The sequence below is a fragment of the Allokutzneria oryzae genome (assembly GCF_042429765.1).
Lineage (GTDB): Bacteria > Actinomycetota > Actinomycetes > Mycobacteriales > Pseudonocardiaceae > Allokutzneria > Allokutzneria oryzae.
The window spans coordinates 234,249-259,298 of sequence record NZ_JBHLZU010000020.1; the positions used below are offsets into that span (position 1 = coordinate 234,249).

Below are 25,050 nucleotides of genomic sequence, written 5' to 3' on the forward strand. Positions count from 1 at the left end.
TGGTGACGACAGTGCACGTCCCACCCTGAGACTGGACTGAGACCGCCCCCGCGAACTGAGAGAGCGCTGAGAGGTGAACCACAAGACTCTCAGCTACCGGCATGCTGTGCACGTGAAGCCACGGGTGCTCGTAGTGGACGACGAGGTCGGCGTGCGCAGGGCCCTCCAGCGGGGCCTGCGGGCGGAGGGCATGGACGTGGTCACCGCCGAGGACGGCCCAGGGGGCCTGCGTGCGGCGCTGACCGGCGCGTTCGACCTCATCCTGCTGGACATCATGCTGCCGGGGCTGTCCGGCTACCGCGTGCTCCAGCACCTGCGCAACGAGGGCGTCGGCACGCCGGTGCTGATGATCTCCGCCAAGGACGGCGAGGTCGACCAGGCCGACGGGCTGGACCTCGGGGCCGACGGCTACATCGTCAAGCCCTTCTCCTTCGTGGTGCTCGTCGCCCAGGTCCGCGCGCTGCTGCGGCGCAACGCGGCCGAGGGCTCCTCGGGCAGGTCACGGCTGCGGCTGGGCAGACTGGAGATCGACCAGGCCGCCCGCGAGGTGGTCTGGGACGGCGCTCCGGTGCCGCTGAGCCCGAGGGAGTACGCGCTGCTGACCGCGCTCGCCGGGCGCGCGGGCACCGTGGTCGCCAAGGACGAGCTGCTGCGCGCGGTCTGGGGCGACGAGCAGGCCGCCACCCGCAACGCCGTCGAGGTGTACGTCGGTTACCTGCGCCGCAAACTGGACGCCGCCGGAGCCGGTCACATCGTGCGGACCGTCCGGGGACACGGCTACCTCGCCGTCGACGAGACCGCCGAGGAGGACTCCGGGATGAACGGCGGCCGATGAGGCGACCCTTCGACGCGGTCCCGCGCTGGTGGCACCGCCGCAGCCTGCGCGGGCGCATCACCATGGTCGCCGCGGCGGCGGCGCTCGGCGGCTTCCTGGTGCTCGCCCAGGTGATGTCCTCGGTCCTGACCAGCGGGCTCACCGAACAGATGGACACCCAGCTCAACTCCGTGCTGCGCTCCGCGGCGAGCGCGGTCGCCGAAGGCAGGCCCGCCGAGACCAGGCAGGGCGGCGTCCAGGTCCGGGTGCTGGACACCGCGGGCAAGCCGCTGGACGGAGTCGGCGAGGTCGATCTCTACCTCACCGAGGTGCGGCAGCTGCTCGCGGGCAAGCCCATGACCGTCTACCGCGGCTACGGCGCGACCAGGTGGCTGCCCAGCGTGGTCAGCGCCCCGGACGGTTCCCAGCGGCTGGTCCTCGCCAGCGCCGACGCCGGTGACTACCTGCGGCTCTTCGAGGACATCGTCGTCTGGTTCGTCCCGGTGGCGCTGCTCGGCACCGCCGCCGTCGCGTTCACCGCGTGGGTCACCGTGCGCTGGTCGCTGCGCCCGGTCGAACGGCTCCGGTCGGCCGCTCAGGCCCTCCCCGCGGGCGAACGGCTCCCGCTCCCCGAGGCCGACGACGAGCTGCGCGCCCTGGCCGAGGCCTTGAACGGGCTGCTCGCCCGCCGTGACGAGTCCGCGGAGCGGATGCGCCAGTTCAGCGGCGCGGCGGCCCACGAGCTGCGGTCCCCGGTCGCCTCGATCCGAGCCCAGGCCGAGGTCGCCGTCGCCTACCCCGATCCCGACGAGGCCCAGGAGGTGCTCGGCGAGGTCGCGATCGAGGCGGAGCGCCTCTCCGAGGTCGTCGACCACCTGCTGAAGCTCGCCCGCTCGGACACGGCCGCCCTCCCGCCCGCGGACACGGTCGAGCTCACCGAGCTCGCCCGCGACGTGGCCCTACGCCAGCCGGACAACGGTCCGATGGTCCGCGTGGAGACCTTCGTGCCGGTGTGGGTGCACGCGACCACACAGGAGGTCGAGCTCGTCCTGGACAACCTGCTGCGCAACGCCCGCCGCTACGCGCGGACCCAGGTGCGCGTGATGGTGCTGCCCGCGGGCAGGCAGGGACGGCTCGTGGTCGACGACGACGGCGAGGGAATCCCGCCGGAGCACCGCGAGCGCGTGTTCGACCGCTTCTACCGCGTGCACGGCGCACGCGACCGGGACACCGGCGGCGCGGGTCTGGGGCTGGCCATGGTGGCCGATGTCGTGCACCGGCGCGAAGGCAGCGTGCGAGCGGGCGCCTCTCCTGAGGGCGGCGCTCGTCTGGAGATCCGGTGGAACACCAGTCCCAAGCCCTGACGTGCCAAGATCTGGCGTGCCGGTTCTCAGATCAACACTGCTCGTCGACGCGCCGGTCCGCACTGTCGCCGCCGCCGTTCGCGATGTCGCCGTCGTGCGTGCCAGCGCGGCCGCAGTGAGGGCGCGCGCCACAACCACCGCGCGCGGCGACCTCCTGTGCGCAGGAGATGAAGTGAGCTTCGAGGTCCCGCTCCTGCCGGGAGTACGGGTCCCGGTCCGCACCAAGGTGACCCGTGCGGACAACACCGGCCTGTCGTCCGAGCTGGCCGGCCCCGGTCAGACCGTGCGGGAGCTCGGACACGAGATCACGTTGGCGGAGACCGGAGCGGGCACGCTGGTCACGGACTCAGTGCGGTGGGTCTCGTCGTGGGGAGTGCTCGGCACAGCGGCGGATGTGGTGCTGCTGAGGCGTTTCGTGCTGCGTCTGCTCGGTGGTCGGGTGGCAGCGGTGCGCGACCGCGTCGCCCGGTTCGGCTCGGCCCCGGTGGTCGTCGCCGCCGCTGTTGTCCACAAAGGACATTTGCTGGCGCAGCAGCGTTCGTTCCCCGAACACCTCGCGGGACGCTGGGAACTTCCCGGTGGCCGGGTCGAGGCGGGGGAGTCCGACACGCAGGCCCTCGCCCGCGAGTGCGTCGAGGAGCTGGGAGTGCGGATCACCGTCGGTGAGCGCATCGGGCCGGACGTCCCACTGCCCAGGGGGTACCTGATGCGGTCCTACGCCGCGACGCTGACCGATCCCGACGAGACGCCCGAAGCGCTGGAACACCTTGCGGTGCAATGGGTTCCCGTGGAGCGCCTGGCCGAGCTGGACTGGCTCGACCCGGACGTGGCCCTGCTCGACGACCTCAGGGCGCTCCTGTCTGGAGCGCACTGAGGTCCCGCGTCAGCCCAGGCCGACGACCTTGAGCGCGGCTTCGAGGCGGGGCGTGGCGCGTTCGCGGGCGCGGTGCGCGCCGAGGGCACGCAGGCGGTCGAGCTCCGCCGGATCGTCGAGCAGCTCGGTCATCCGCTCGCGCACCGGGCGCAGCAGCTCGACCACCGCATCGGCGACGGTCGACCTCAGCTGCTCGTACCCGGTGATGTCCGCGCCGATCTCACGCGGGCTCACCCCCGTGCACGCGCCCAGGATCTCCAGCAGGTTCGACACCCCTGGCTGCTCCTTCGGGGCGTAGCGGACCGTGTCGAGCTCATCGGTCACCGCGCGCAGCACCTTCCGCCGGACCAGGTCCGGCGAGTCCAGCACGAACACCACCCCGGGGGTCTCCCCGGAGGACTTCGCCATCGTGCGGGTGGGCTCCGACAGGTCCTTGATGCGCGCGCCCACCTTGGGCAGCACGCCCTCCGGCACCACGAACACCTCGCCGTAAGCGCCGTTGAACCGGTTCGCGAGGGCTCTGGCCAGCTCGACGTGCTCGCGCTGGTCCTCGCCGACCGGCACCCGGTCCGCCCCGTAGAGCAGGATGTCCGCGGCCTGCAGCACCGGGTAGGTCAGCAGGCCGAGCCGCACCGAGTCCTGGCCGCGGGACTTCTCCTTGAACTGGATCATCCGTTTCGCCTCGCCGTAGGTGCACGTGCACTCCAGCACCCAGGTCAGCGCCCCGTGCTCGCGGACGAGGTCGGACTGCACGAACACCACGGCCCGCTCCGGGTCCACGCCGGAGGCTATGAGCAGGGCGAACGCCTGGCGCGCGTACTGGCGCAGCCGGTGCGGGTTGTGCGTCGAGGTCATGCCGTGCAGGTCGGCGACCAGGAAGACGTCGTCCGGCCGCTGGTCGCCCGCCCACCGCCGCACCGCTCCGAGGTAGTTGCCCAGGTGTGCGGGCCCGCTGGTCTTGATGCCGGAGAGCCTCGTCCCGGAGAACCCGGTTCCGGGGACGACGGACCTGGAGAGATCAGTCACTGCGAGCTCCTCGTGGGGTGGGCCGCGAGGAGACCCTCGACACAGCGAAGGCCGCTCTCGCGGCGGCCGAAGTGTCGGGAATGCGCACTAAATCCTTATGGCCGCCGAGAAGGCGGCCACCAAAGATTAAGAATGCGCATACTTTCAGATTCTATCACGATCAATTCTCGACCCGATGATCGGGTAGTCCTATCGTTTGCGTCATGTATATAGCGCTGCTCACCTACACCGCCCCCATCGACGAGATCGACTACCTTCTGGCAGAGCACACGGCATGGCTGAACAAACAGTACGAATCGGGCTATTTCCTCGCTTCCGGCAAGCGGCCGGGAGGGGAGGGGCGAGTGGTCATCGCGCGGCCGATGGCCCGGGGCAAGCTCGACGCCGTCCTGGCCAGGGATCCCTTGGTGCTGCGCAGGATGGCGCGCTACCAGGTCGTGGAGTTCAGCTGCACCAGGACCGAGAACGGGATGCTCGCCTACAACGAGGCGCTCGGCGAGGCGTCCTAGCTCGTTATTCACCCCATCGAGGTCTTGTGTGTCCCGCCGGTTGTGCGGAGAGGACGACTCACGGCGGCCGGCGGGAAACCCTTTAATCTTTCTTTTTCTTCTTTGCCTTCTCTTTGGCCTTCAATAAGGCGAGGACTGGGCAACGCTTGCATCGAGGTTTCGAGCGGCAGCACTTCTTCTTTGTTTTCCCTTTGCCCACGCGCCCACCTCCCCTCGTCATCGGACGGACAGAGGGTAGGATAGGTTAGGCTTGCCTGATCTTGTAGGGCGGTCGGGAGCACGCCCCGTCACGGGCTATCCTCCATGTGGGTCACGTGCGCGTAGGAGCCGGTGGCCGCCCCCTGGCATCACCACTCAAGGAGTTCCCGCGTGCCCACCGCACCGACGACCGAACGCACCAGAACTGACCTGCGCAACGTCGCGATCGTGGCGCACGTCGACCACGGCAAGACCACCCTCGTCGACGCCATGCTGCGGCAGTCGGGCGCCTTCTCCGCCCGCGCCGAGCTGGTCGACCGGGTCATGGACTCCGGAGAGCTGGAGCGCGAGAAGGGCATCACCATCCTCGCGAAGAACACCGCGGTGCGCCGGGAGACCCCGGACGGCCCGGTGACCATCAACGTCGTCGACACCCCCGGCCACGCCGACTTCGGCGGCGAGGTCGAGCGCGGCCTGTCCATGGTCGACGGCGTCGTGCTGCTGGTTGACGCCTCCGAGGGCCCGCTGCCGCAGACCCGCTTCGTGCTCCGCAAGACCCTCGCCGCCGGCCTGCCGGTCGTGCTGGTGGTCAACAAGGTCGACCGCCCGGACGCCCGCATCGCCGAGGTCGTCGAGGAGACCCACGACCTGCTGCTGGAGCTGGCGACCGACCTGGACGCGGCGGGCATCGAGGTCGACCAGGCCGCGATCCTGGACCTGCCGGTCATCTACGCCTCGGCTCGCGCGGGCCTTGCCTCGCTGACCCAGCCCGCCGACGGCGGCCTGCCGGACGCGGAGAACCTGGACGAGCTGTTCAAGGTCCTGCTGGAGTACGTCCCCGCGCCCAAGGCCGACGTGGACGCCCCGCTCCAGGCGCTCGTCACCAACCTCGACGCCTCCAGCTTCCTCGGCCGCATCGCGCTGTGCCGCGTGCACGCCGGCCGCATCCAGAAGGGCCAGCAGGTCACCTGGTGCCGCGAGGACGGCTCCACCCAGCGCGTCAAGATCACCGAGCTGCTGATCACCGACGCCCTGGAGCGGGTGCCCGCCGAGGAGGCCATCGCCGGTGACCTGGTGGCGATCGCTGGAATCCCGGACATCACCATCGGCGACACCCTCGCCGACCTCGACGACCCGCGCCCGCTGCCCCGGATCACCGTGGACGAGCCCGCGATCTCCATGACCATCGGTGTGAACACCTCGCCGCTGGCCGGTCGCAACGGCGGCAGCAAGCTGACCGCCCGCATGGTCAAGTCCCGCCTGGACTCCGAGCTGGTCGGCAACGTCAGCGTGCGCGTGCTGCCCACCGAGCGCCCCGACACCTGGGAGGTGCAGGGCCGCGGCGAGCTGGCGCTGGCCATCCTGGTGGAGACCATGCGCCGGGAGGGCTTCGAGCTCACCGTCGGCAAGCCGCAGGTGGTCACCAAGACCATCGACGGCAAGCTCTGCGAGCCGTTCGAGCGGCTGACCATCGACTCCCCCGAGGAGCACCTGGGCGCGATCACCCAGCTGATGGCCAACCGCAAGGGCCAGATGGAGACCATGGGCGGGCACGGCACCGGCCGCATCCGGCTGGAGTACGTCATCCCGGCCCGCGGCCTGATCGGCTTCCGCACCGAGTTCCTCACCGAGACCCGCGGCACCGGCATCGCCAACCACGTCTTCGAGGGCTACTTCCCGTGGGCCGGCGAGATCCGCGCCCGGCACACCGGCTCGCTGGTCGCCGACCGCACCGGCGCGATCACCGCCTACGCGATGATCCAGCTGGCCGACCGGGGCACCTTCTTCGTCGAGCCCGGCGCGGACGCCTACGAGGGCATGGTCGTCGGCGAGAACCCGCGCTCGGAGGACCTGGACGTCAACGTCTGCCGGGAGAAGAAGCTGACCAACATGCGGCAGTCCTCCGCCGACGTGATGGAGACGCTGGCCCGCCCGCGCAAGCTCTCGCTGGAGGAGGCGTTGGAGTTCTGCGCCTCCGACGAGTGCGTCGAGGTCGCGCCGAGCGTGGTCCGGGTGCGCAAGCTGGTGCTGGACTCGCACCTGCGCGGCCGGGAGCGCGCCCGCGCCAAGCGGATGAACTGACCGTGCGACGGCCCCACCGGGTGACCCCGGTGGGGCCTTTTCGCGTTCAAGATCATGTTTGAGGCAACCCGGAACCGGGTGGCACGTCAGGAAGGACAGGGGCGCGCGCCCCGGTGGGAACTGGGGTGCCGCCGACGACGCCCGGAGCCCCGTCTGGCAACCTCGTGTCCTTCCGACATGGCTCCGACATGGTCACGGTGGTGCCGATTCATGACACTAGCCATGGGAGGTGTGCTGCGTGGGCTCGTCAGGGGACAAGCGGCCCGGTAGACCGAGGCGGCTGCTCGCCTTGCTGTGCGCGGCTCTCACCGGGGCGACCGCGTGCACCAACCTGCCGCCGCCGCAACTGGTCACCACCACCCCGAGCGTCACACCGTCCAAGCCGCCGAACCTCACCGAGGTCGTGGTCGGCATCGACACCCTGCACCGCGGCTTCAACCCGCACACCCTCGCCGACCAGTCCGCGCTGACCACCACGCTGGGCGCGCTGCTGCTGCCCTCGGTGCACCGGCCCGGCCCGGACGGCGCCCCGGTCCTCGACCGCACGATCGCCAGCTCCGCCCAGGTCGTCAAGGCCGAGCCGTTCACCGTCAGCTACACGCTGCGCCGCGACGCCTCCTGGTCCGACGGCGCGCCCATCGCCGCCGAGGACTTCGACTACCTCTGGCAGCAGATGCGCACCGCGCCCGGCGTGGCCAACGCCGCCGGCTACCGGCTGATCTCCGGTGTGGCCTCCCGCGACAGCGGCAAGACGGTCGAGGTCACCTTCCGCAAGCCCTACCCGGGCTGGCGGTCCCTGTTCACCAACCTGCTGCCCGCGCACCTGCTCAAGGACGCCCCCGGCGGCTGGGTCGGCGCGATGGAGGACAGCTTCCCGGCCTCCGGTGGCCCGTTCACCCTCAAGAGCGTGGACGTCGACCGCGGCGAGGTCATCCTGGAGCGCAACGACCGCTACTGGGACCAGCCCGCCGTGCTGGACCGCATCGTGCTGCGCAAGAGCGACCACAACGGCCTGGTCTCCGCGCTGCGCAGCGGGAACGACCAGGTGTCGCTGCTGCGCCCGGACCAGATCGCGATGGAGTCGCTCAACGAGCTCGGCAAGACGGTCTCGCTGACCACGGTGCCGCGGCCCACCGTGGTCCAGCTGCTGCTGCGTCCCGCGAGCGCCCGCCTCGCCGACTCCAGGGTCCGCGCCGCCGTCGCCGCGGCCGTCGATCGCGACGCGCTGATCACGGCGGGAACCGGCAACGGCCCGTCCGCCCAGCTGCGCGCGGACGCCCACGTCTACGCGCCCTCGCAGAGCGGTTACCGGCCCACCATGCCCGCAGGCATCCCCGGCAGCGGCAAGCCCGACCTCGCGACCGTGGAGCGGCTGATGGTCGAGGCCGGCTACACCCAGCAGGCCGGGGCGTGGATGCGCAACGGCCAGCAGCTCAACCTGATCATCGCGGCACCCGCCGACAACGAGCCGTACGTGACCGTCGCCCACCAGCTGCAGCGCCAGCTCGCGGGGGCGTCGATCCCGGCCCGCGTGGTCACCTCGGTCGGTGACCAGCTCTACGGCGACATGCTCTCGCCCGTGACGCCGCAGCCCGGCGTGCCGGTGGACAGCGGCGTGGACATCGCGGTGGTCCCGCAGGTCTTCGGCGACGACCCGGCGACGGTGCTGGCCTCGAACTACGGCTGTTGGACCGAGACCGACAGCGCCGACAGCACCAGCATCCCGGCAGGTCGGCCGAACCCGGCGAGCTTCTGCGACCGCGCGCTGCAACCGGTGATCGACGGCGCGCTGACCGGCTCGATGCCGCTCGCCGACGCGCTGCCCGGGATCGAGGCCGCGCTCTGGCAGCAGGCGATCTCGATCCCGTTGTTCCAGCTCAGCGACACCCTGGTGGCCCGTCCGGAGGTGACGGGAGTGACCGCGGGCCCACCGCTGGCCGGCCCGTTCGTCGGCGCGTCGGACTGGAAGCGCGTCGCCACGGAACGCACCTCCTCCAGCAGCCCCCCGCCTCCCACACCCACGCCCACGAAGTGACTGCCCACTTCGGCGTCCTCGGCCCACTGCGTGTGGTGGTCGACGGGACGGACGTACCATTTCGTCCCGGTAAGCAGCGGGTGCTCCTGGCCGCACTCCTGTTGCGTCCCAACAGGGTTGTGCCGGTGGACGAGCTGATCGGCCTGCGCCCCTAGGACTCCATGAAGCGGAACGGGGGCATCGCGAAGCCGCGTCGCTCGAACTGTGGCGCGGTGACCTCCTGGCCGATGTGCCGTCACACCCCTTGCGACACAGCGCGAAAGTTGCCACCTGACCAGCCCAGCTCGTCCTTTGTGGACGGACACTCGCGGTTTCGGGCAGGGCGAACCACTGCCGCCCGAGGAGGCGATCGTGCACGTCCGTTGTTCGATCGGCCTTCGGCGGCTCGGCGTGCCCCAGCTCAAGGCGCACCTCGCCCTCGGGGAGGACGACGCCGCGCTGCTCCGGGCGCAGGAGGCGGTTGAGCTGAACCGCGGCTTCGGGCAGCGGCTCGAACTGGCCCGTTCGCTCCTCGTCCCTGGCACGGTTCGCGGGGGCGGCGACGGGGCGAGGGGCCTCGGTGAAGCTCACGCTCTGTTCTCGGCTATGGACTTGCCCGCGGTTTGACCGGTTAGGCCGCCTACCCCCGGTGGCGCGCGGCCACCGTGACCGTCCGTCTACCTAGAGAGCCAACTTTCGGCCATACGTGTCGTGAAGTGTCGTTCGAACGGGTGGTTGGCCAGTTGAAAGTTACGTACTGACGATGGAAAATCTGTGTAAGTTACCGTTCGGAAAACGAACTCTGCCGTTCGGTAACCGACTGGTCACCCTCTGTCGTTAACGAGTCACCCTTTGGTCACGATCGGCGGGCGGATGATGACCGTCGCTGACAGGGTTCCTAGCGTGCAATCCGACGCGCCGGTCGAGGGCAGTGAGAAGGCGCGTCCTTTGATGATGGGTCGGCGGGGCCCGATCGCCCGTGCCTGTCCCAGCGCTAGGAGGGCTCGTGTCCATGAGGAGATCGAAGGCCGTCTCCGCGTTCGCCGTGCTGACCGTTGGGGTCCTCACGCTGAGCGCCTGCGGCGGAGGTGGCGGTACCGACAGCAACGGCTCCGAGGGCGGAGGTGTCCTGACGGCTGCCAAGGGTTCGCAGCCGGACGGCATCTACAAGGCGCCCAAGGTGAAGTCGGGCAAGGAAGTCGTTGTCGGTCACGATGCCCCGTACACGACGTACAACAACCAGACCGCCGACGGCAACAACTTCAACAACACGCTGATCGCGAACCTGATCCTGACGGAGCCCTTCTTCGTCGACATCAACAACAAGGTTCTGCTGAACGGCGATGTGATGGACGCCGTCGAGGAGACCTCGAAGAATCCGCAGGTCATCACGTACAAGATCAAGAAGGGCGTGCAGTGGTCCGACGGCGCCGCCTGGGACTGCGACGACTTCTACCTGGCGTGGCTGTCGCAGAGCGGTAAGGCGAAGAAGCCGGACGGCAAGTCCACCTACTTCACCCCGGCCGGCACCAGCGGCTACGAGTACATCTCCGCTGAGTGCAAGGACGACCTGACCTTCGTCACCACCTACAGCCAGCCCTACGCGGACTACAAGGGCATCTTCGACAAGGCTTCGATGCTCCCGGCGCACATCCTGGAGAAGGAGACCGGCGTCGCGGACATCACCAAGGTGACCCCGACCTCCCCCGAGGTGGAGAAGGTCGCCAACTTCTGGAACACCGGCTGGAACGGGTTCAAGAAGGAGATCATGCCGGCGTCGGGCCCGTACAAGTTCGACTCCTGGCAGCAGGGCCAGTACGTCCGCTTCGTGCGCAACGACAAGTGGGCAGGCAACCCGGGTGGTCCCGAGGCCATCACGATGAAGAGCATCGCCGACCCGACCGCGCAGAAGCAGGCGCTGCAGAACGGCGAGATGCAGATCATCGCCCCGCAGGCCGAGCCGGTGCTGGCCGGTCAGCTCCGTGAGCTGTCCTCCCAGGGCGTGAAGTACTCCGCCAAGGCGGGTGCGACCTTCGAGCACCTGGACCTGAACTTCAAGCGCCCGCTGTTCCAGGACAAGGCGTTCCGTCAGGCGTTCGCGGAGTGCGTCAACCGCAACGAGATCGTCGACAAGCTGGTCAAGGGCGTCGACCCGTCCGCGAAGCCGCTGGGCAGCCTGCTGTTCATGGCTGAGGAGTCCGGTTACAAGGACGACTTCTCCGCGGTCATGCCCGCGGACCCGGCGAAGGCGGGCAAGACCCTGGAGGCCGCTGGGTGGGCCAAGGGTGCGGACGGCATCTACGCGAAGGGCGGCCAGAAGGCCTCCTTCAAGATCAGCCACACCGACATCCCGCGCCGCAAGCAGACCGTTGAGCTGATCCAGTCCTCCTGCCGCCAGGCCGGTATCCAGATCGAGGACGACACCGACCCGAACTTCCTCGACGAGCGGGTCAGCAACAGCGACTACGACGTCGCGCTGTTCGCGTGGGTCGGTTCGCCGTTCAAGGCGGAGAAGAAGCCGATCTACGTGACCGGCGGCGGCCAGAACTGGCAGGGTTACTCGAACGCGACCGTCGACACCGAGATGCCGAAGGTCGACACCGAGTTCGACGAGGCCGTCCGCGACGCCGCGCTGCAGAAGGCCGACAAGGCGATGGCCGAGGACTACGCCTCGCTGCCGCTGTTCTCGCTGGCGAACCTGATCGCGTTCAACGACAACGTGACCAACGTCGGCTACCACTCGCGCAACGGCTCCACCTGGAACGCGTGGGAGTGGGAGGTCTCCTGACCTCCGCGTTCCACAGTGGAACAGAAGTGAAAAACCAAAGCGGGCCGGAACTTCACCTGGTTCCGGCCCGCTTTGGATTCGAAGCTTTGACGGACCGGCCATAACCGGGTTACTAGCGGGTATGGTCGCGCTGCGCGTCTTGCGGAAAGGCGTTCCCGCCGCCACAAGCGGCTCGTTCGCCCCGAACTCGCTCCCACCAAGGAAGACAACGTGGTTCGCTACATCATTCGGCGACTACTGGTCTCGATCCCGATCCTCGGCATCGGATCTTTCCTCGCCTATCTCATGGTCGCCTCGGCCGGTGACCCGCTGTCGGGGTTGCGCGGCCGCCCCGGCACCACCGAGGCAGACATCCAGAACCTCGCGCTGCAACTCGGTCTCGACAAGCCGATCCTGTCACGTTACTGGGACTGGCTCACCTCATTTTTGAGCGGGGACTGGGGCAAGAGCATCGCGCTCGGCCAGGCGCAGGCCGACGTCTTCGACCGGGTCACCACGGCCTTCGGCACCACCTTCAAGCTGGTGCTCGGTGCCGAGATCCTGGCGATCACGCTCGGCATCGCGGTGGGCGTGCTCGCGGCCGTGCGGCAGTACTCCATCTTCGACTACATCGCGACCTCCACGGCGTTCGTGATGTTCTCGATGCCGGTGTTCTGCGTCGCGATCGTGGTCAAGACCTACGGCATCCAGTTCAACAACGTGCTGACCGGCCTCGGCATGCGTCGCTGGCTGACGACGGCGGGTCCGCCCGTCGGCGGGTTCAAGGGCGACGTCCTGGAGCAGATCCGGCTCTACAGCGGCACGTTCCTGCTGCCCACCATCGCGTTGGGCGCGATCAGCTTCGCCGCGTACAGCCGGTTCCAGCGCGCGTCCATGTTGGAGACGCTGAGCTCGGACTACGTCCGGACCGCGCACGCCAAGGGCCTGCGCCCGGCGCGCGTGATCTTCCGGCACGCGTTCCGCAACGCGCTCATCCCGGTGACCACCCTGGCCGCGCTCAACATCGGCGCGGTGTTCAGCGGCGCGATCATCACCGAGAAGGTCTTCGGCTGGAACGGGATGGGCAACCTCCTGGTGAGCGCGGTCCAGCAGTTCGACCCACCGATGCTGATGGGGTGGTTGATGGTCACCGCCATCCTCGTCGTCGTCTTCAACCTCGTTGCCGACATCCTCTACGGCATCCTGGACCCGAGGATTCGCCTTGGCTAACCCGCAGATCACCGCAGCGCCGGAATCCGGCGTCCCGGCGTCGTCGAGCTACGAGTTCGGCACCGGCGCCCGCAAGCAGTGGCAGACCGTCCTGCGTCGCTTCATGCGCCACCGCCTGGCGATGGTCAGCCTCGTCGTCCTCGTGCTGCTCACCCTCGGCGCGATCATCGGTGGCGCGCTGTGGAAGTACGACGTGACCTACACCGGCGGCGCCTCCTTCGCATCGCCCAGCGCCGACCACCCGCTCGGCACCAGCCAGATCGGCAAGGACATGCTCGCCCTGATCTTCCAGGGCACGCAGTTCTCCCTGCTGATCGCGCTGGTCGTCGCATTCATGGCGACGATCATCGGCGTCACCCTCGGCGCGGTCGCCGGCTTCCTGCGCGGCGCGGTCGACACGTTCGTGATGCGCCTGGTCGACCTGTTCCTGATCGTGCCGCAGCTGGCCCTGGTCGCCATCGCGGTGCACGCCTTCCCCGCCAGCTGGTACACCGTCGCCATCGTGCTCGGCCTGTTCAGCTGGATGCAGGTGGCCCGGATCAACCGCGGCCAGACGCTGTCGCTGGCCGAGCGGGAGTTCATCGAGGCGGCCAAGGCGCTCGGCGCGAGCAACAGCCGGATCATCTTCAAGCACATCCTGCCGAACCTGACCGGCATCATCACGGTCAACGCGACCCTGGCGGTGGCGACCGCGGTGCTCTCCGAGGCCGCGCTGTCGTTCATCGGCCTCGGCGTGAAGCCGCCGGACACCTCGCTCGGTCTGATCATCATCGAGAACTACTCGCAGTTCCAGGACCGGCCGTGGCTGTTCTACGCGCCGTTCGTGGTGATCGTGCTGATCTCGCTGACGATCAACTTCATCGGTGACGGTCTGCGCGACGCGTTCGACCCGAGGCAGACGAAGGTGCGTGCCTGATGTCCACTACCGAGAAACTGCTGACCGTCGACGGCCTCGGCGTGGACTTCCCGACCGAGGACGGCGTCGTGCACGCGGTGCGCGGCGTGTCCTTCGAGCTGGGCCGCGGTGAGGTGCTCGGCATCGTCGGCGAGTCCGGGTCCGGCAAGTCGGTCTCGTCCTCGGCGATCATGGGCCTGCTGCCCAAGACCGCGAAGATCTCCGGCTCGATCACCTTCAAGGGCACCGAGATCGTCGGGCTCAAGGGCAGGGCGCTGGAGAAGATCCGCGGCAACGACATCGCGATGATCTTCCAGGACCCGATGACCTCGCTGAACCCGGTCTACACCGTGGGCTGGCAGCTGGCGGAGGCGTACCGGGCGCACCACGCGGTGCCGAAGAAGACCGCGTGGGAGAAGGCCGTCGCCGCGCTGGAGCAGGTCGGCATCCCGCAGCCGGACCGGCGGGCCAAGCAGTACCCGCACGAGTTCTCCGGCGGTATGCGGCAGCGGGCGATGATCGCGATGGCGATCATCAACGACCCGGAGCTGATCATCGCCGACGAGCCGACCACCGCGCTGGACGTGACGGTGCAGGCCCAGGTGCTGGAGACGCTGCTGCAGATCCGCGACATCACCGGCGCCGCGATCATGATGATCACCCACGACCTCGGTGTCGTCGCGGGCATGGTGGACCGGGTCCAGGTGATGTACGGCGGCACCGTGGTCGAGTCCGGCCCGGTGAACGAGGTCTTCGAGACGCCGAGGATGCCCTACACCGTCGGCCTGCTCGGCTCGATCCCGCACGCGGGGCTCATCGGCCAGCGGCTCACCCCGATCAAGGGCGCCCCGCCGTCGCTGATGAACCTGCCGCCCGGGTGCGCGTTCAGCCCGCGCTGCCCGCTCGCGGTCGACGCGTGCAGCTCGGCCGAGCCCGCGCTGGAGGTCATCGGGAACGACGGGCACTCCGCGCGGTGCATCCGCTGGGAGCAGCTCGCCGAGCACCCGGACCCGAGGAAGCTGTTCGCGCACAGCGAGATCGGCACGGTGGAGAACCCCGCCGAGCTGACCGCCGTCGACCCGAGCCTGCCGGTCGTCGAGGACCTGGCGACCGTCGAGGCCCGCCTCGCCGAGGAGGGGAAGACCTCATGAGCGTCCAGACTGGTTCCGCGGCGCGGAGCAGCACCGCGGGCGACACCGCGACCGAGCCGCTGCTCCAGGTCCGCGACCTGGTGAAGTCCTTCCCGATCCGCGGCGGCGGGGTCATCCCGCGCACCGTCGGCGAGGTGCAGGCCGTCTCCGGGCTGACCTTCGACCTGGCCGCGGGGGAGACCCTGGGCCTGGTCGGCGAGTCCGGCTGCGGCAAGTCCACCACCGGGCGCGCCATCCTCCAGCTGCACAAGCCGACCTCGGGCTCGGTGAAGTTCCAGGGCCGCGAGCTGACCGCGTTGTCCGGCAAGCAGCTGCGGCCGGTCCGCAGGGACATGCAGATCGTGTTCCAGGACCCCTACGCCTCGCTGAACCCGCGCTGGTCGATCAACGACATCGTCTCCGAGCCGTTCCAGATCCACGGCTTCGACGGCGACGTCCAGGCCCGGGTCGACGAGCTGCTGGAGCTGGTCGGGCTCAACCCGGAGCACCGCAACCGCTACGCGCACGAGTTCTCCGGTGGCCAGCGGCAGCGCATCGGCATCGCCCGCGCGCTGGCGCTCAACCCCAAGCTGGTCGTGCTGGACGAGCCGGTCTCCGCGCTGGACGTCTCGGTGCAGGCGGGCGTGGTGAACCTGCTGGACGAGCTGCAGGAGCGGTTCGGGCTGGCGTACCTGTTCGTCGCGCACGACCTGTCGGTGGTGCGGCACATCTCGCACCGCGTCGCGGTCATGTACCTGGGCAAGATCGTGGAGATCGGCGCGCGGGAGCACATCTACACCCAGCCGACCCACCCCTACACCCAGGCGCTGCTGTCCGCGGTGCCGCTGCCCGACCCCAAGGCCGAGCGGCAGCGCCAGCGGATCGTGCTCACCGGCGACGTGCCGAGCCCGGTGAACCCGCCGTCGGGCTGCCGGTTCCGCACGCGGTGCTGGAAGGCGCAGGACATCTGCGCCACCGAGGAGCCGAAGCTGGAGCAGCGGGTCGGCGGCACGCTCTCGGCGTGCCACTTCCCGGAGGTCCGCGAGGTCGTCTGAGCCCGTCGACGCTGGTGGAACGGCGCCCCCTGCTTGCGCAGGGGGCGCCGTCGCACGTGGTTGCTGTCTGTCATGTCGATCTTTGGGCGAGGCCGGCGCGAGGGCGCGGAGTATGAACTACCCAGCGTGGCGCCGTTGCCCAAGTGTGGGCATTCACCTGGAAAAAGTCGGTATTCCCACCGCGGGGGCGAATATTCCCCCCGATTGGGGTGACCACGGTGCGAAGCGTTGACAACCCCGCCACTAGGCTGTTCCGGTGACACTGACGGCTCCACCACGGCTGCTGCTGGTCCATGCACATCCGGACGACGAGAGTCTCTGGACCGGCGGCACGATCGCGCGTTACGCGGCACAGGGCGTGCACGTCACCGTGATCACCTGCACCCTCGGCGAAGAGGGTGAGGTCATCCCCGAGGGCCTGCGCGGGCTCGGTCCCGACGCGGCCGACCAGCTCGGGGGATACCGGGTCGGCGAGCTGCGCTCCGCCTGCGGCGCGCTGGGCATCGCCGACCACCGCTTCCTCGGCGGCCTCGGCCGCTGGCGCGACTCCGGCATGGTCGACACCACGGCGAACGCCCACCCCAGGGCCTTCGTCAACGGCGACCTCGACGAGCAGGTCGCGGCGCTGGAGGCGGTCCTGCGCGAGCTGCGGCCCCAGGTCGTGGTCAGCTACGACCCCAACGGCGGCTACGGCCACCCCGACCACATCCGCGCGCACCAGGTCACCATGGCCGCCACCGAGCGCGTCTCCGACGTCGACCGGGTGTTCTACGCGGTGACCTCCCGCGAGGCCACCGAGACCGGCGTCGCCGCGCTCACCGAGATCGAGGGCCTGCCGTTCCGGCTGCCCGAGCCGGGGGAGCTGCCAGTGACCGAGGACTCCGAGATCACCACCAGGGTGGACGTCTCGGAGCACCTCACCGCCAAGATCGGCGCGTTGCGCGCGCACGCCACCCAGGTGCAGGTCTGGCAGGGTAGTGACGGGACGGCGGCCTACGCGCTGTCCAACGGCATTGCCCAGCCGATGGCCACCACGGAGTACTACGTCCTGGCCAAGGGCAGCGCCGAGGGCGCCGAGTCCGACCTGTTCGGCGTCCCCGTCACCCAGGGAGGAGCCGGACGGTAGTGCGCGGTCTTGGCGATCGACTCTTCTTCGTGGTCCTGCTCGTCGACGCGGTCCTGCTGGCCGTCGCCGAGCTCGCGTTCCTGCCGTTGCGGGTGCGCGACCTCGCACCCGGCGTCGGCGTCGACGCGAACTGGCCGCTGCCGATCTCGGTGCTCGTCGCCGGGCTGACCGTGCCCCTGCTGGTCAGCTCGGCGGCCCGCCTGTCGTCGAGGATGTCGGTCGCCGGGGCCCCGCTGCTGCTCTGGCTCGTCGCGGTGATCGGCTTCGGCATCGCCGGTCCCGGTGGCGACCTGATGCTCACCAACGACTGGCGCTCGCTGGCGCTGCTGGCCGCGGGCGCGCTGCCCGGAGCGGTCATGCTCGGCGGCGTCCTCGGCCAGCCGCCCACCCGCGCCTGAGCCCTTGTCCCGCAGGGCGTCCAAGCGCCGGACGACCGCTCCAGTGCGCTGCTCCGTGTGCTGGCGTGGTCGGGCTGGCCCGGTCGGGCTTTTCGCGTTTTGTCACCTTGTTGCGCGATAGAGCGCTCTCTTTTCGCGTTTAGGTGGCATAACGCGAAATGAGGGGGAGCCGGGGGCGGTGCGGTGGGGGCGCTGCCTGCGGGATCGGGCCTAGGCGGGTACCCAGTAGCGGTACCCGTGGTGCGGCCGCGCGCCGAGGGACTCGTAGAGCCGCACCGCGGGTTCGTTGTTCTCCGAGACCTGGAGCACATAGCGCTGCGCCCCATGGCTTTGCGCCCACGCGGCGAGCCCCGCGAGCACGTTCTTGGCCAGTCCGCGCCGGCGCGCGTCCGGCCGCACCGCGAGGCGCGCGAAGTGCAGGTGGTCCTCGACCACGGCGCCCCGTGCCGCCGCGAGCACCTCGCCGTCCACGGACGCCGCACCGTAGCCGACCTTTTCGGCGGAGGTCAGCACGTGGCGCTCGGCGTCGGTCGGCTCGGCGCGGCCCACCACCAGCGGCCACCACTGCGGCCAGGGTTCGTCGCGGACTTCGGCTGGTGGTGCGTCGAGGAGCGCCTCCAGCGGTCCTACTAGCACCAACGACGGCATTCCTGTGTACTCGACCTCCGGCCTCCAGCCCGCGGCCTCCAGCTCCGGCTCCCAGCGGCTGCCCGTGACCACGTGCGCGCGGGCTGGCTGGCCGTGCTCCCCGGCGAACGTGGCGGCCTTCGCGAGAGCGTCCGCCACGGGCATTCCGGGGTCGCTGAGCAGCAGCGTCGAGTTCGCGCGCCCGGTGAAACCGCCGGCTGTGCGGGCCCGCCAGCCGCCGATCCGGAGCTCGGCAACGGCGGGCCAGGCGCGGGCGCACAGCAGCTCAAGTGCTTCGTCCTCGGGGCGCATCCGCGCATCTTCCGGTTCACCAGGCGGGATCCGCATCGGATTTCTTTGTGAGAACCGGCACCGGGTGACACTCTGCATGGTGCTCGGGGGATACTTGCGTGGTCGCGTGAGCCTCACCAGGGCCGTACTGCGTGACCGAACTGACAAGGAGCAGGAGACCGCCGTGACCTACGTGATCGCCCAGCCCTGCGTCGACGTGCTGGACAAGGCATGCATCGAGGAATGCCCCGTCGACTGCATCTACGAGGGTGATCGGATGCTCTACATCCACCCCGACGAGTGCGTCGACTGCGGTGCGTGCGAGCCGGTGTGCCCCGTCGAGGCCATCTACTACGAGGACGACGTCCCCGACCAGTGGTCCGACTACACCAGGGCGAACGTCGACTTCTTCAACGACCTCGGCTCGCCCGGTGGCGCCTCGAAGGTCGGCAAGATCAACGCCGACGACAAGATGGTCGCCGCGCTGCCCCCGCAGGCGTCGGAGCATTGATCGCCCCGGCCTCGGCCGGTCGCGGCGGTCCGGATCTGCCCGACTTCCCCTGGGACTCGCTCGCCGGGCCCAAGGCCACGGCGGGCGCCCACCCCGGTGGCATCGTCGACCTCTCGGTGGGCACCCCGGTGGACCCGGTGGCCCCGGTCATCAGCGAGGCGCTGGGCTCCGTCGCCGATGTGCCCGGCTACCCGCTGACGCACGGCACCCCGGCGCTGCGCGCCGCGGTGCTGGGGGCGCTGGAGCGGCGGCACGGCATCACCGGCCTGGACTCCGACGCGGTGCTGCCCACGATCGGCTCCAAGGAGCTGGTGGCGTGGCTGCCGACGCTGCTCGGCGTGCGCCCCGGCGACATCGTGGCGATCCCCGAGCTGGCCTACCCGACCTACGAGGTCGGCGCGCGGCTGGCCGGGGCGGACGTCGTCCGGCTGCGTGACGGCGAGCTGCCCCCGGCGGGCACGGCACTGCTGTGGGTGAACTCCCCGTCCAACCCCACGGGCCGGGTCCTGGCCACCGCCGCACTCGCGGCGCTGGTCGAGGGCGCCCGTGCGGTCGGCGCGTTCGTCGCCTCCGACGAGTGCTACCTGGACCTGCCGTGGACGGCCCGCCCGGTCTCGGTGCTGGACCCCGCGGTGCACGGCGGCAGGCTGGACGACATCGTCGCGGCCCACTCGCTGTCCAAGACCTCCAGCCTCGCGGGGTACCGGGCCGGGTTCGTCACGGGCGACCCGGTGCTGGTCAAACGCCTCCTGGAGGTGCGCCGCCACGCGGGCATGATCATGCCCCGGCCGGTGCAGGCGGCGATGACGGCGGCGTTGAGCGACGACGAGCACGTGGTCGCGCAGCGGGACCGCTACGCGGGCAGGCGCAAGGTCCTGCTGGACGCCTTGCACGCCAACGGTTTCCGGGTGGACCACTCCGAAGCGGGCCTGTACCTCTGGGCGACTCGCGACGAGGACGCCTGGACCACGGTGGCCTGGCTCGCCGAACGCGGCATCCTGGTGGCGCCGGGCACCTTCTACGGCCCGAACGGCGCCAAGCACGTCCGCGTGGCCCTCACCGCCACCGACGAACGCGTCGCGGCCGCCGCCGACCGCCTCTCCGCCTGACCCACGGCCGGGCCGCGTTCAGATCGCTCGGGCGCGCTCGGCCAGCTCGGTCCAGGCGGGGAGCCAGTTCGCGCGGCTCTCGGCTCTGCGGGCCTGTTCTCGCTCCACCAGGCGCCCCGCCGCGAAGGCCATGTCGATGTCGACCCGCTTCCGTGCGGCGAGGAGCGCACGGATGCGGTCCTCGGCGACGCACGCGTCCTGGTGCTCGCCGAGCACGTCCTGGAACGCCTTCGCCGCCTTGATCAGCTTGCGCATCGGCTTGCCCGCCAGCGGTTTGGCCAGTTCGGCGGTGTAGCGCAGGCGCTTGCCCCGGATGCGCAGCGCGTGCAGCACGTCATCCCCCGGATCGTCCCCGGCTTCCTCGACTGCCTTGGCCAGCTTGGTGAACTGCTTGTGCACCAAGGGAAGTAGGGCAGATCTGTCCGAAGTGGACTCTGGGGTGAACCGGGCGAGGCGGTGCAACAGCCGGTCGTAGCGCTTGCTGTCCAACAAGATGGTCATGCGTCGCCTGGCCGCGACGCGCTCCGACTCGATGTCGTCGAGCAGCGCCCCGATCGCGGCGCGTTCCGCGCGGGGCAGCGTCTTCGCCTGCTCGTCCAGTCTTGCCAGCAGTACGTCCAGGTCGCGCACCGGGCCGAGCGCGCGGCCCACCGACCCCAGGTCCCGGCGCAGGTCCTCCAGCTCCGGAGCCTCCAACAGCGGGCGGGCCGCGCGCAGCATCGCACGGAGGCGGCGCACCGCGACGCGCATCTGGTGCAGGTCCTCGATGTCCTTGCCCCTGCGGACCCCCGGCTCGCGCGCGACGATCACCCGCAGCCAGCGGTCGACCGCGGCTCGGACGTGGGCGGCGACATCGGCGTCCGGGGCGCTCGGCACCGGGTCGTCCGGCAGGCCGAGCGCGGCCGTGTCCCGGCTCCGACGGATCTTGACGACGCGAAGCCGGGACATCGGGACCTCCTAGTCGTTGGCGTGCAACACCGCGTTCAGCTCGAAGCCCCCGGGCGTGCGGGACTTCACCTTCACCGCTCCCGACACCGAGTCGCGCAGGAACAGCAGGCCGGAGACGCCGGAGAGCTCGCGCGCCTTCACCACGCTGCCGTCCTCCGCCGTCACCTTGGTGCCCGCCGTGACGTAGAGCCCGGCCTCCACGACGGAGTCGTCGCCAAGGGAGATGCCCACACCGGCGTTGGCGCCGATCAGGCAGCGCTCGCCGACCGAGACGACCTCCTTGCCGCCTCCGGAGAGGGTGCCCATGATCGACGCGCCGCCGCCGAGGTCGGAGCCGTCGCCCAGCACCACGCCCGCGGAGATGCGGCCCTCGACCATGGACGCGCCCAGGGTGCCCGCGTTGAAGTTCACGAAGCCCTCGTGCATGACCGTGGTCCCGCTCGCCAGGTGCGCGCCGAGCCTTACCCGATCGGCGTCACCGATGCGGACCCCGGTCGGCAGCACGTAGTCCACCATTCGCGGGAACTTGTCCACGCTGTACACGGTCACCGGGCCACGCGCGCGCAACCGCAGCCGCGTCGCCTCGAAGCCCTCGACTGCGCACGGGCCGTAGTTGGTCCACACCACGTTCGCCAGCAGGCCGAAAATGCCGTCCAGGCTCTGGCCGTGCGGGCGGACCAGGCGCGCGGACAGCAAGTGCAGCCGCAGGTACACGTCGTGCGCGTCGGTGGGGGCGTCGCCCAGCCTGCCGATGGCGGTGCGGACGCCGACGACCTCGACGCCGCGCTCGGCGTCCGGGCCGAGCACCGCGAGGGCCGCGTCTCCCAGGGCCTCGACGGTCTCCTCGCGGGTGAGGCGTTTGGTGCCGGACTCGCCGGACTCGGTCAGCTCGGGCGCGGGGAACCAGGTGTCCAGCACCGTGCCGTCGGCGGCGATCGTGGCGAGGCCGACGCCCAGCGCGCCGGTGGTCTGCGGGTCAGGAGTGTGCGTCACGCCTGCACGGTAGTCGCCACCGGCCCGCCGAGCCGAGTGCGGGCGGAGTGACTTTCTCGGTAGCGTGCCCGACGTGACCCCGCCACTTGACCTCACCGCCGACCCGATCGAGCTCACCGCCGCGCTGGTGGACGTCCCCAGCGTCTCCGAGACCGAGCAGGAGCTCGCCGACGCCGTCGAGGCGGCCCTGCGCGCTCAGGCGGGCCACCTGGAGATCATCCGCAGCGGCAACGCCGTGCTGGCCCGCACCAACCTCGGCCGCTCGTCCCGGGTGGTGCTCGCCGGGCACCTCGACACCGTGCCGATCAACAAGAACCTGCCGCTGACGCGGTCCGGCGATGGCGACGAGCTGGTGCTGCACGGCTGCGGCACGGTGGACATGAAGGGCGGTGACGCGGTCATGCTCAACCTCGCGGCCACCGTCGCCGAGCCCCGCTTCGACCTGACCTTCGTGCTCTACGACTGCGAGGAGATCGCGGCGGAGCGCAACGGCCTCACCCGCATCCAGCGCGACCTGCCGGAGTGGCTGCTCGGCGATCTCGCGGTCGTGTGCGAGCCCACCGACGCCGCGATCGAGGCGGGCTGCCAGGGCACGCTGCGCATCGACGTGCGCGTGCCAGGCCGTCGCGCGCACACCGCCCGCGGCTGGATGGGCGTGAACGCCATCCACGGCGCCGGAGAGGTGCTGCGCAGGCTCAGCGCCTACGAGCCGCGCCAGCCGGAGATCGACGGCTGCCGCTACCACGAGGGCCTCCAGGCGGTGAAGATCACCGGTGGCGTCGCGGGCAACGTGGTGCCCGACGAGTGCGTGGTGTCCATCAACCACCGCTTCGCCCCGGACCGCAGCAGCGAACAGGCGCTCGCGCACCTCCGGGAGCTCTTCGACGGCTTCGAGGTCACGGTCACCGACCGCGCCGAGGGAGCCCTGCCCGGCCTGAACGCGCCGGTCACCCAGGAGCTCATCGCGGCATCCGGCGGCGGCTCGCCGGTCGCGAAGCTGGGCTGGACCGACGTGTCCCGCTTCGCCGCGCTCGGCATGCCCGCGGTGAACTTCGGTCCCGGAGACCCGAAGCTGGCGCACACCCAGGAGGAGAACGTCCCCGCCTGGCAGATCACCCACTGCTCCGACGTGCTGCGCAAGTTCGTCAGCTGAGCCGATCGGCCCCCGCGCGCCGTCGTGCGGGGGCACTCGTCCCGCAGTGGATCGGGGCCGTACAGCCGGGTGTCACCAGGATTCCACCGAAGTGGTGAACCGTGGTGGCCGGCACGAGCGGAGCGGCTCGCGCCCGCCGCCCGGCGTGGCTGCCCGGACGGCTGCCGGGTGCGCTTTGTTCGCGTGCAAACCCTTGCCCCGCAACCATTTCAGGCTGTCGAACCGGGACGCCTCCTCAGCGCCGGGCAGTCGGCACGTCGCCGGTGGAGCTGTGGTAGATGATCGCGACGTTCGGAGCGGTCGGCTGGCTCGCGACACTCTCCGATCGAGTTTCGGTTCCACTTTTCCTCACCAGGCTTTCCCGTAATCATCCGTCTCTAGCGTCACTAGGGTGAGAGATATGACCGAGGACAACGCGAAGTCCCGCAACGGCGGGCATCCTCGCGAGAAGCAGCGCGGACCGGTGACGTTGCGCGGCGACCGCAGCGTCGAGGCGACGACGACCGACCAGCGCCTGCTGGACTCGCGTGGCCCGTCCGACTGGGTGCACACCGACCCGTGGCGGGTCATGCGCATCCAGGCCGAGTTCGTGGAGGGCTTCGGCGCGCTGGCGGAGCTGCCGCGCGCGGTCACCGTGTTCGGCTCCGCGCGCACGGCCAAGGACCACCCCGAGTACGCGATCGGCCAGAACCTGGGCAGGGCGCTGGCCGAGGCGGGCTTCGCGGTCATGACCGGCGGTGGCCCCGGCGCGATGGAGGCGGTCAACCGCGGCGCCCAGGAGGCCGGTGGCCTCTCGGTCGGCCTCGGCATCGAGCTGCCCTTCGAGCAGGGCCTCAACCCGTGGGTCGACCTCGGCGTGAACTTCCGCTACTTCTTCGCCCGCAAGACGATGTTCGTGAAGTACTCGCAGGCGTTCATCTGCCTGCCGGGTGGCTTCGGCACCCTCGACGAGCTGTTCGAGGCGCTGACCCTGGTGCAGACCAAGAAGGTCACCAAGTTCCCGGTGGTGCTCTTCGGCAGCGAGTACTGGAACGGCCTCGCGGACTGGTTGCGGGACAGCGTGTTCAAGCACGGCAAGATCGGCGAGAAGGACCTGGCGCTGGTGCACGTCACCGACGACATCGACGAAGCCGTCCAGATCGTCAACGAGGCGTACAAGGCGTGGGAGGACGCGCACTAGGTCGCGCTTCACGGGTCTCGTTCGATGAGAGGCGGGATCGAGGTCGTTCCTGGCAAGACGGCGGGAAGACCGCGTACCGGTGTTGTACGGGGGCTTTCCGGTGGCGCTGCCAGGAGCGGGCTCGGCCCGGCTGTCGCGAACATGGACTTGTGAAACACGACCTAGGTGCGGCGAGCGACGGCGGGCGCACCCCGCGCCCGCCACTCGTGCCGCAACATCGCGTAGACGAACTCCTCGCGCCAGCCGTCCTTGTCCAGCGCTGTCCCGATGAAGTGGGCCTCGCGGCGCATGCCCAGTCGCTCCAGCAACGCGGCGGAGCTGGTGTTCCTCGCGGAGCACCGTCCGAAGACCCGGTACAGCCCCATCTCCTCGAACCCGAACCGGAGCACCTCGCGCGCGGCCTCGGTGGCCAGCCCCTTGCCCTGGTGGGCGGGACTGAAGATGTAGCCGATCTCGCCCTGGCGGTTCTCCTTGCTGCGCCAGACGAGCTCGACCTGGCCCACCACCGCCGCGTTGTCCCGCAGGACGACGGCGAGGCTCAGGCAGTCGCCCTCCTCGGCCAGCTCGTTCTCCCGGACCAGCCGCTCGACCGCGTCCCGGACCTGGTGCCGGTCCCGTGGCTCCCAGCGCATGTGCCGTGCCACCTCCGGTAGCCGCTGGTAGGCCCAGACGTCATCGACGTCGTCGTGGGTGAACGGCCGCAGCAGCAGGCGGGCGGTGGACAGGAGCATCCCTGGACCATACAAAGGGCCCCGC

Annotated in this window: 23 protein-coding genes; 18 read left to right on the top strand and 5 right to left on the bottom strand. The window is 70.1% G+C overall.

Features of this window, described 5'->3' with window-relative positions:
* Positions 1–112: 112 nt before the first annotated feature.
* The 3 genes from ACFFQA_RS25490 (at position 113) to ACFFQA_RS25500 (ending at position 3,052) form a co-directional block, all read left to right on the top strand.
* Positions 113–835 (top strand): response regulator transcription factor, encoded by a 723-nt coding sequence (locus ACFFQA_RS25490; RefSeq protein ID WP_377857699.1) that lies wholly within the window; start codon positions 113–115, stop codon positions 833–835.
* The gene (locus ACFFQA_RS25495; RefSeq protein ID WP_377857181.1) at positions 832–2,178 is read left to right on the top strand and encodes a sensor histidine kinase; all 1,347 of its coding nucleotides are present in this window, start codon (positions 832–834) and stop codon (positions 2,176–2,178) included. Before ACFFQA_RS25490 ends, ACFFQA_RS25495 begins: the two co-directional genes overlap by 4 nt.
* Before the next feature lie 172 nt (positions 2,179–2,350).
* Entirely contained in the window at positions 2,351–3,052 is a 702-nt protein-coding gene (locus ACFFQA_RS25500; RefSeq protein ID WP_377857184.1) for a (deoxy)nucleoside triphosphate pyrophosphohydrolase, read from the top strand.
* Positions 3,053–3,061: 9 nt separating this feature from the next.
* Here the strand turns inward: ACFFQA_RS25500 and trpS are convergent, their stop codons facing one another.
* Positions 3,062–4,078, bottom strand: a complete 1,017-nt coding sequence (trpS, locus tag ACFFQA_RS25505) for a tryptophan--tRNA ligase (RefSeq protein WP_377857187.1) — start codon at positions 4,076–4,078, stop codon at positions 3,062–3,064.
* Positions 4,079–4,281: 203 nt separating this feature from the next.
* Between trpS and ACFFQA_RS25510 the strand changes: the two genes are divergently transcribed.
* The 11 genes from ACFFQA_RS25510 (at position 4,282) to ACFFQA_RS25560 (ending at position 17,482) form a co-directional block, all read left to right on the top strand.
* On the top strand, positions 4,282–4,587 hold the full coding sequence (locus ACFFQA_RS25510; protein WP_377857190.1) for a YciI family protein: 306 nt from the start codon (positions 4,282–4,284) through the stop codon (positions 4,585–4,587).
* Between the two features lie 369 nt (positions 4,588–4,956).
* Positions 4,957–6,867, top strand: coding sequence for a translational GTPase TypA (gene typA / locus ACFFQA_RS25515; protein ID WP_377857192.1), 1,911 nt, complete (start codon positions 4,957–4,959; stop codon positions 6,865–6,867).
* 238 nt (positions 6,868–7,105) lie between these two features.
* On the top strand, positions 7,106–8,902 hold the full coding sequence (locus ACFFQA_RS25520) for an ABC transporter family substrate-binding protein (protein ID WP_377857195.1): 1,797 nt from the start codon (positions 7,106–7,108) through the stop codon (positions 8,900–8,902).
* Between the two features lie 351 nt (positions 8,903–9,253).
* A complete protein-coding gene (locus ACFFQA_RS25525) occupies positions 9,254–9,508 on the top strand; it encodes a hypothetical protein (protein WP_377857198.1) in 255 nt (84 codons plus the stop codon).
* 385 nt (positions 9,509–9,893) lie between these two features.
* Positions 9,894–11,669 carry an ABC transporter family substrate-binding protein gene (locus tag ACFFQA_RS25530; RefSeq protein WP_377857201.1) on the top strand — a complete coding sequence of 592 codons (1,776 nt, stop codon included), beginning with the start codon at positions 9,894–9,896 and terminating at the stop codon, positions 11,667–11,669.
* A gap of 210 nt (positions 11,670–11,879) precedes the next feature.
* Positions 11,880–12,878 carry an ABC transporter permease gene (locus tag ACFFQA_RS25535; RefSeq protein ID WP_377857204.1) on the top strand — a complete coding sequence of 333 codons (999 nt, stop codon included), beginning with the start codon at positions 11,880–11,882 and terminating at the stop codon, positions 12,876–12,878.
* Positions 12,871–13,794, top strand: coding sequence for an ABC transporter permease (locus ACFFQA_RS25540; RefSeq protein WP_377857207.1), 924 nt, complete (start codon positions 12,871–12,873; stop codon positions 13,792–13,794). The genes ACFFQA_RS25535 and ACFFQA_RS25540 overlap by 8 nt, the downstream gene beginning before the upstream one ends.
* Complete coding sequence (locus ACFFQA_RS25545) at positions 13,794–14,924, top strand: ABC transporter ATP-binding protein (protein ID WP_377857210.1); 1,131 nt, start codon at positions 13,794–13,796, stop codon at positions 14,922–14,924. Before ACFFQA_RS25540 ends, ACFFQA_RS25545 begins: the two co-directional genes overlap by 1 nt.
* Entirely contained in the window at positions 14,921–15,958 is a 1,038-nt protein-coding gene (locus ACFFQA_RS25550; protein WP_377857212.1) for an ABC transporter ATP-binding protein, read from the top strand. Before ACFFQA_RS25545 ends, ACFFQA_RS25550 begins: the two co-directional genes overlap by 4 nt.
* A gap of 256 nt (positions 15,959–16,214) precedes the next feature.
* A complete protein-coding gene (gene mshB / locus ACFFQA_RS25555; RefSeq protein ID WP_377857215.1) occupies positions 16,215–17,084 on the top strand; it encodes an N-acetyl-1-D-myo-inositol-2-amino-2-deoxy-alpha-D-glucopyranoside deacetylase in 870 nt (289 codons plus the stop codon).
* Positions 17,084–17,482, top strand: coding sequence for a hypothetical protein (locus ACFFQA_RS25560; RefSeq protein WP_377857217.1), 399 nt, complete (start codon positions 17,084–17,086; stop codon positions 17,480–17,482). Before mshB ends, ACFFQA_RS25560 begins: the two co-directional genes overlap by 1 nt.
* A 210-nt stretch (positions 17,483–17,692) precedes the next feature.
* On the opposite strand, the gene ACFFQA_RS25565 is transcribed toward ACFFQA_RS25560, so the two are convergent.
* Complete coding sequence (locus ACFFQA_RS25565) at positions 17,693–18,421, bottom strand: GNAT family N-acetyltransferase (RefSeq protein WP_377857220.1); 729 nt, start codon at positions 18,419–18,421, stop codon at positions 17,693–17,695.
* A gap of 163 nt (positions 18,422–18,584) precedes the next feature.
* On the opposite strand from ACFFQA_RS25565, the gene fdxA reads away from it, so the two are divergent.
* Complete coding sequence (gene fdxA / locus ACFFQA_RS25570) at positions 18,585–18,911, top strand: ferredoxin (protein ID WP_377857701.1); 327 nt, start codon at positions 18,585–18,587, stop codon at positions 18,909–18,911.
* Entirely contained in the window at positions 18,908–20,020 is a 1,113-nt protein-coding gene (dapC, locus tag ACFFQA_RS25575; RefSeq protein ID WP_377857223.1) for a succinyldiaminopimelate transaminase, read from the top strand. Before fdxA ends, dapC begins: the two co-directional genes overlap by 4 nt.
* Positions 20,021–20,038: 18 nt before the next feature.
* On the opposite strand, the gene ACFFQA_RS25580 is transcribed toward dapC, so the two are convergent.
* Together ACFFQA_RS25580 and dapD are read right to left on the bottom strand one after the other, a co-directional pair.
* Complete coding sequence (locus tag ACFFQA_RS25580) at positions 20,039–20,968, bottom strand: CHAD domain-containing protein (RefSeq protein ID WP_377857226.1); 930 nt, start codon at positions 20,966–20,968, stop codon at positions 20,039–20,041.
* Between the two features lie 9 nt (positions 20,969–20,977).
* A complete protein-coding gene (gene dapD / locus ACFFQA_RS25585; RefSeq protein ID WP_377857229.1) occupies positions 20,978–21,961 on the bottom strand; it encodes a 2,3,4,5-tetrahydropyridine-2,6-dicarboxylate N-succinyltransferase in 984 nt (327 codons plus the stop codon).
* Positions 21,962–22,034: 73 nt separating this feature from the next.
* Here dapD and dapE point away from each other — a divergent pair, with 73 nt between their 5' ends.
* Both dapE and ACFFQA_RS25595 read left to right on the top strand, forming a co-directional pair.
* A complete protein-coding gene (gene dapE, locus ACFFQA_RS25590; protein ID WP_377857232.1) occupies positions 22,035–23,114 on the top strand; it encodes a succinyl-diaminopimelate desuccinylase in 1,080 nt (359 codons plus the stop codon).
* 400 nt (positions 23,115–23,514) lie between these two features.
* Entirely contained in the window at positions 23,515–24,294 is a 780-nt protein-coding gene (locus ACFFQA_RS25595) for an LOG family protein (RefSeq protein ID WP_377857235.1), read from the top strand.
* 161 nt (positions 24,295–24,455) lie between these two features.
* Here ACFFQA_RS25595 and ACFFQA_RS25600 read toward each other — a convergent pair whose 3' ends face one another.
* Positions 24,456–25,025: a GNAT family N-acetyltransferase gene (locus tag ACFFQA_RS25600; protein WP_377857238.1), complete on the bottom strand. Its 570-nt coding sequence runs from the start codon at positions 25,023–25,025 to the stop codon at positions 24,456–24,458.
* Between the last annotated feature and the right edge of the window lie 25 nt (positions 25,026–25,050).

Excerpts from the sequence above, each read along its gene's own strand:
- ACFFQA_RS25495 (WP_377857181.1), top strand. The coding sequence starts at position 832 with ATGAGGCGACCCTTCGACGCGGTCCCGCGCTGGTGGCACCGCCGCAGC.
- ACFFQA_RS25510 (WP_377857190.1), top strand. The coding sequence starts at position 4,282 with ATGTATATAGCGCTGCTCACCTACACCGCCCCCATCGACGAGATCGAC.
- ACFFQA_RS25530 (WP_377857201.1), top strand. The coding sequence starts at position 9,894 with ATGAGGAGATCGAAGGCCGTCTCCGCGTTCGCCGTGCTGACCGTTGGG.
- ACFFQA_RS25545 (WP_377857210.1), top strand. The coding sequence starts at position 13,794 with ATGTCCACTACCGAGAAACTGCTGACCGTCGACGGCCTCGGCGTGGAC.
- ACFFQA_RS25550 (WP_377857212.1), top strand. The coding sequence starts at position 14,921 with ATGAGCGTCCAGACTGGTTCCGCGGCGCGGAGCAGCACCGCGGGCGAC.
- ACFFQA_RS25565 (WP_377857220.1), bottom strand. The coding sequence starts at position 18,421 with ATGCGCCCCGAGGACGAAGCACTTGAGCTGCTGTGCGCCCGCGCCTGG.
- ACFFQA_RS25580 (WP_377857226.1), bottom strand. The coding sequence starts at position 20,968 with ATGTCCCGGCTTCGCGTCGTCAAGATCCGTCGGAGCCGGGACACGGCC.
- ACFFQA_RS25595 (WP_377857235.1), top strand. The coding sequence starts at position 23,515 with ATGACCGAGGACAACGCGAAGTCCCGCAACGGCGGGCATCCTCGCGAG.
- ACFFQA_RS25600 (WP_377857238.1), bottom strand. The coding sequence starts at position 25,025 with ATGCTCCTGTCCACCGCCCGCCTGCTGCTGCGGCCGTTCACCCACGAC.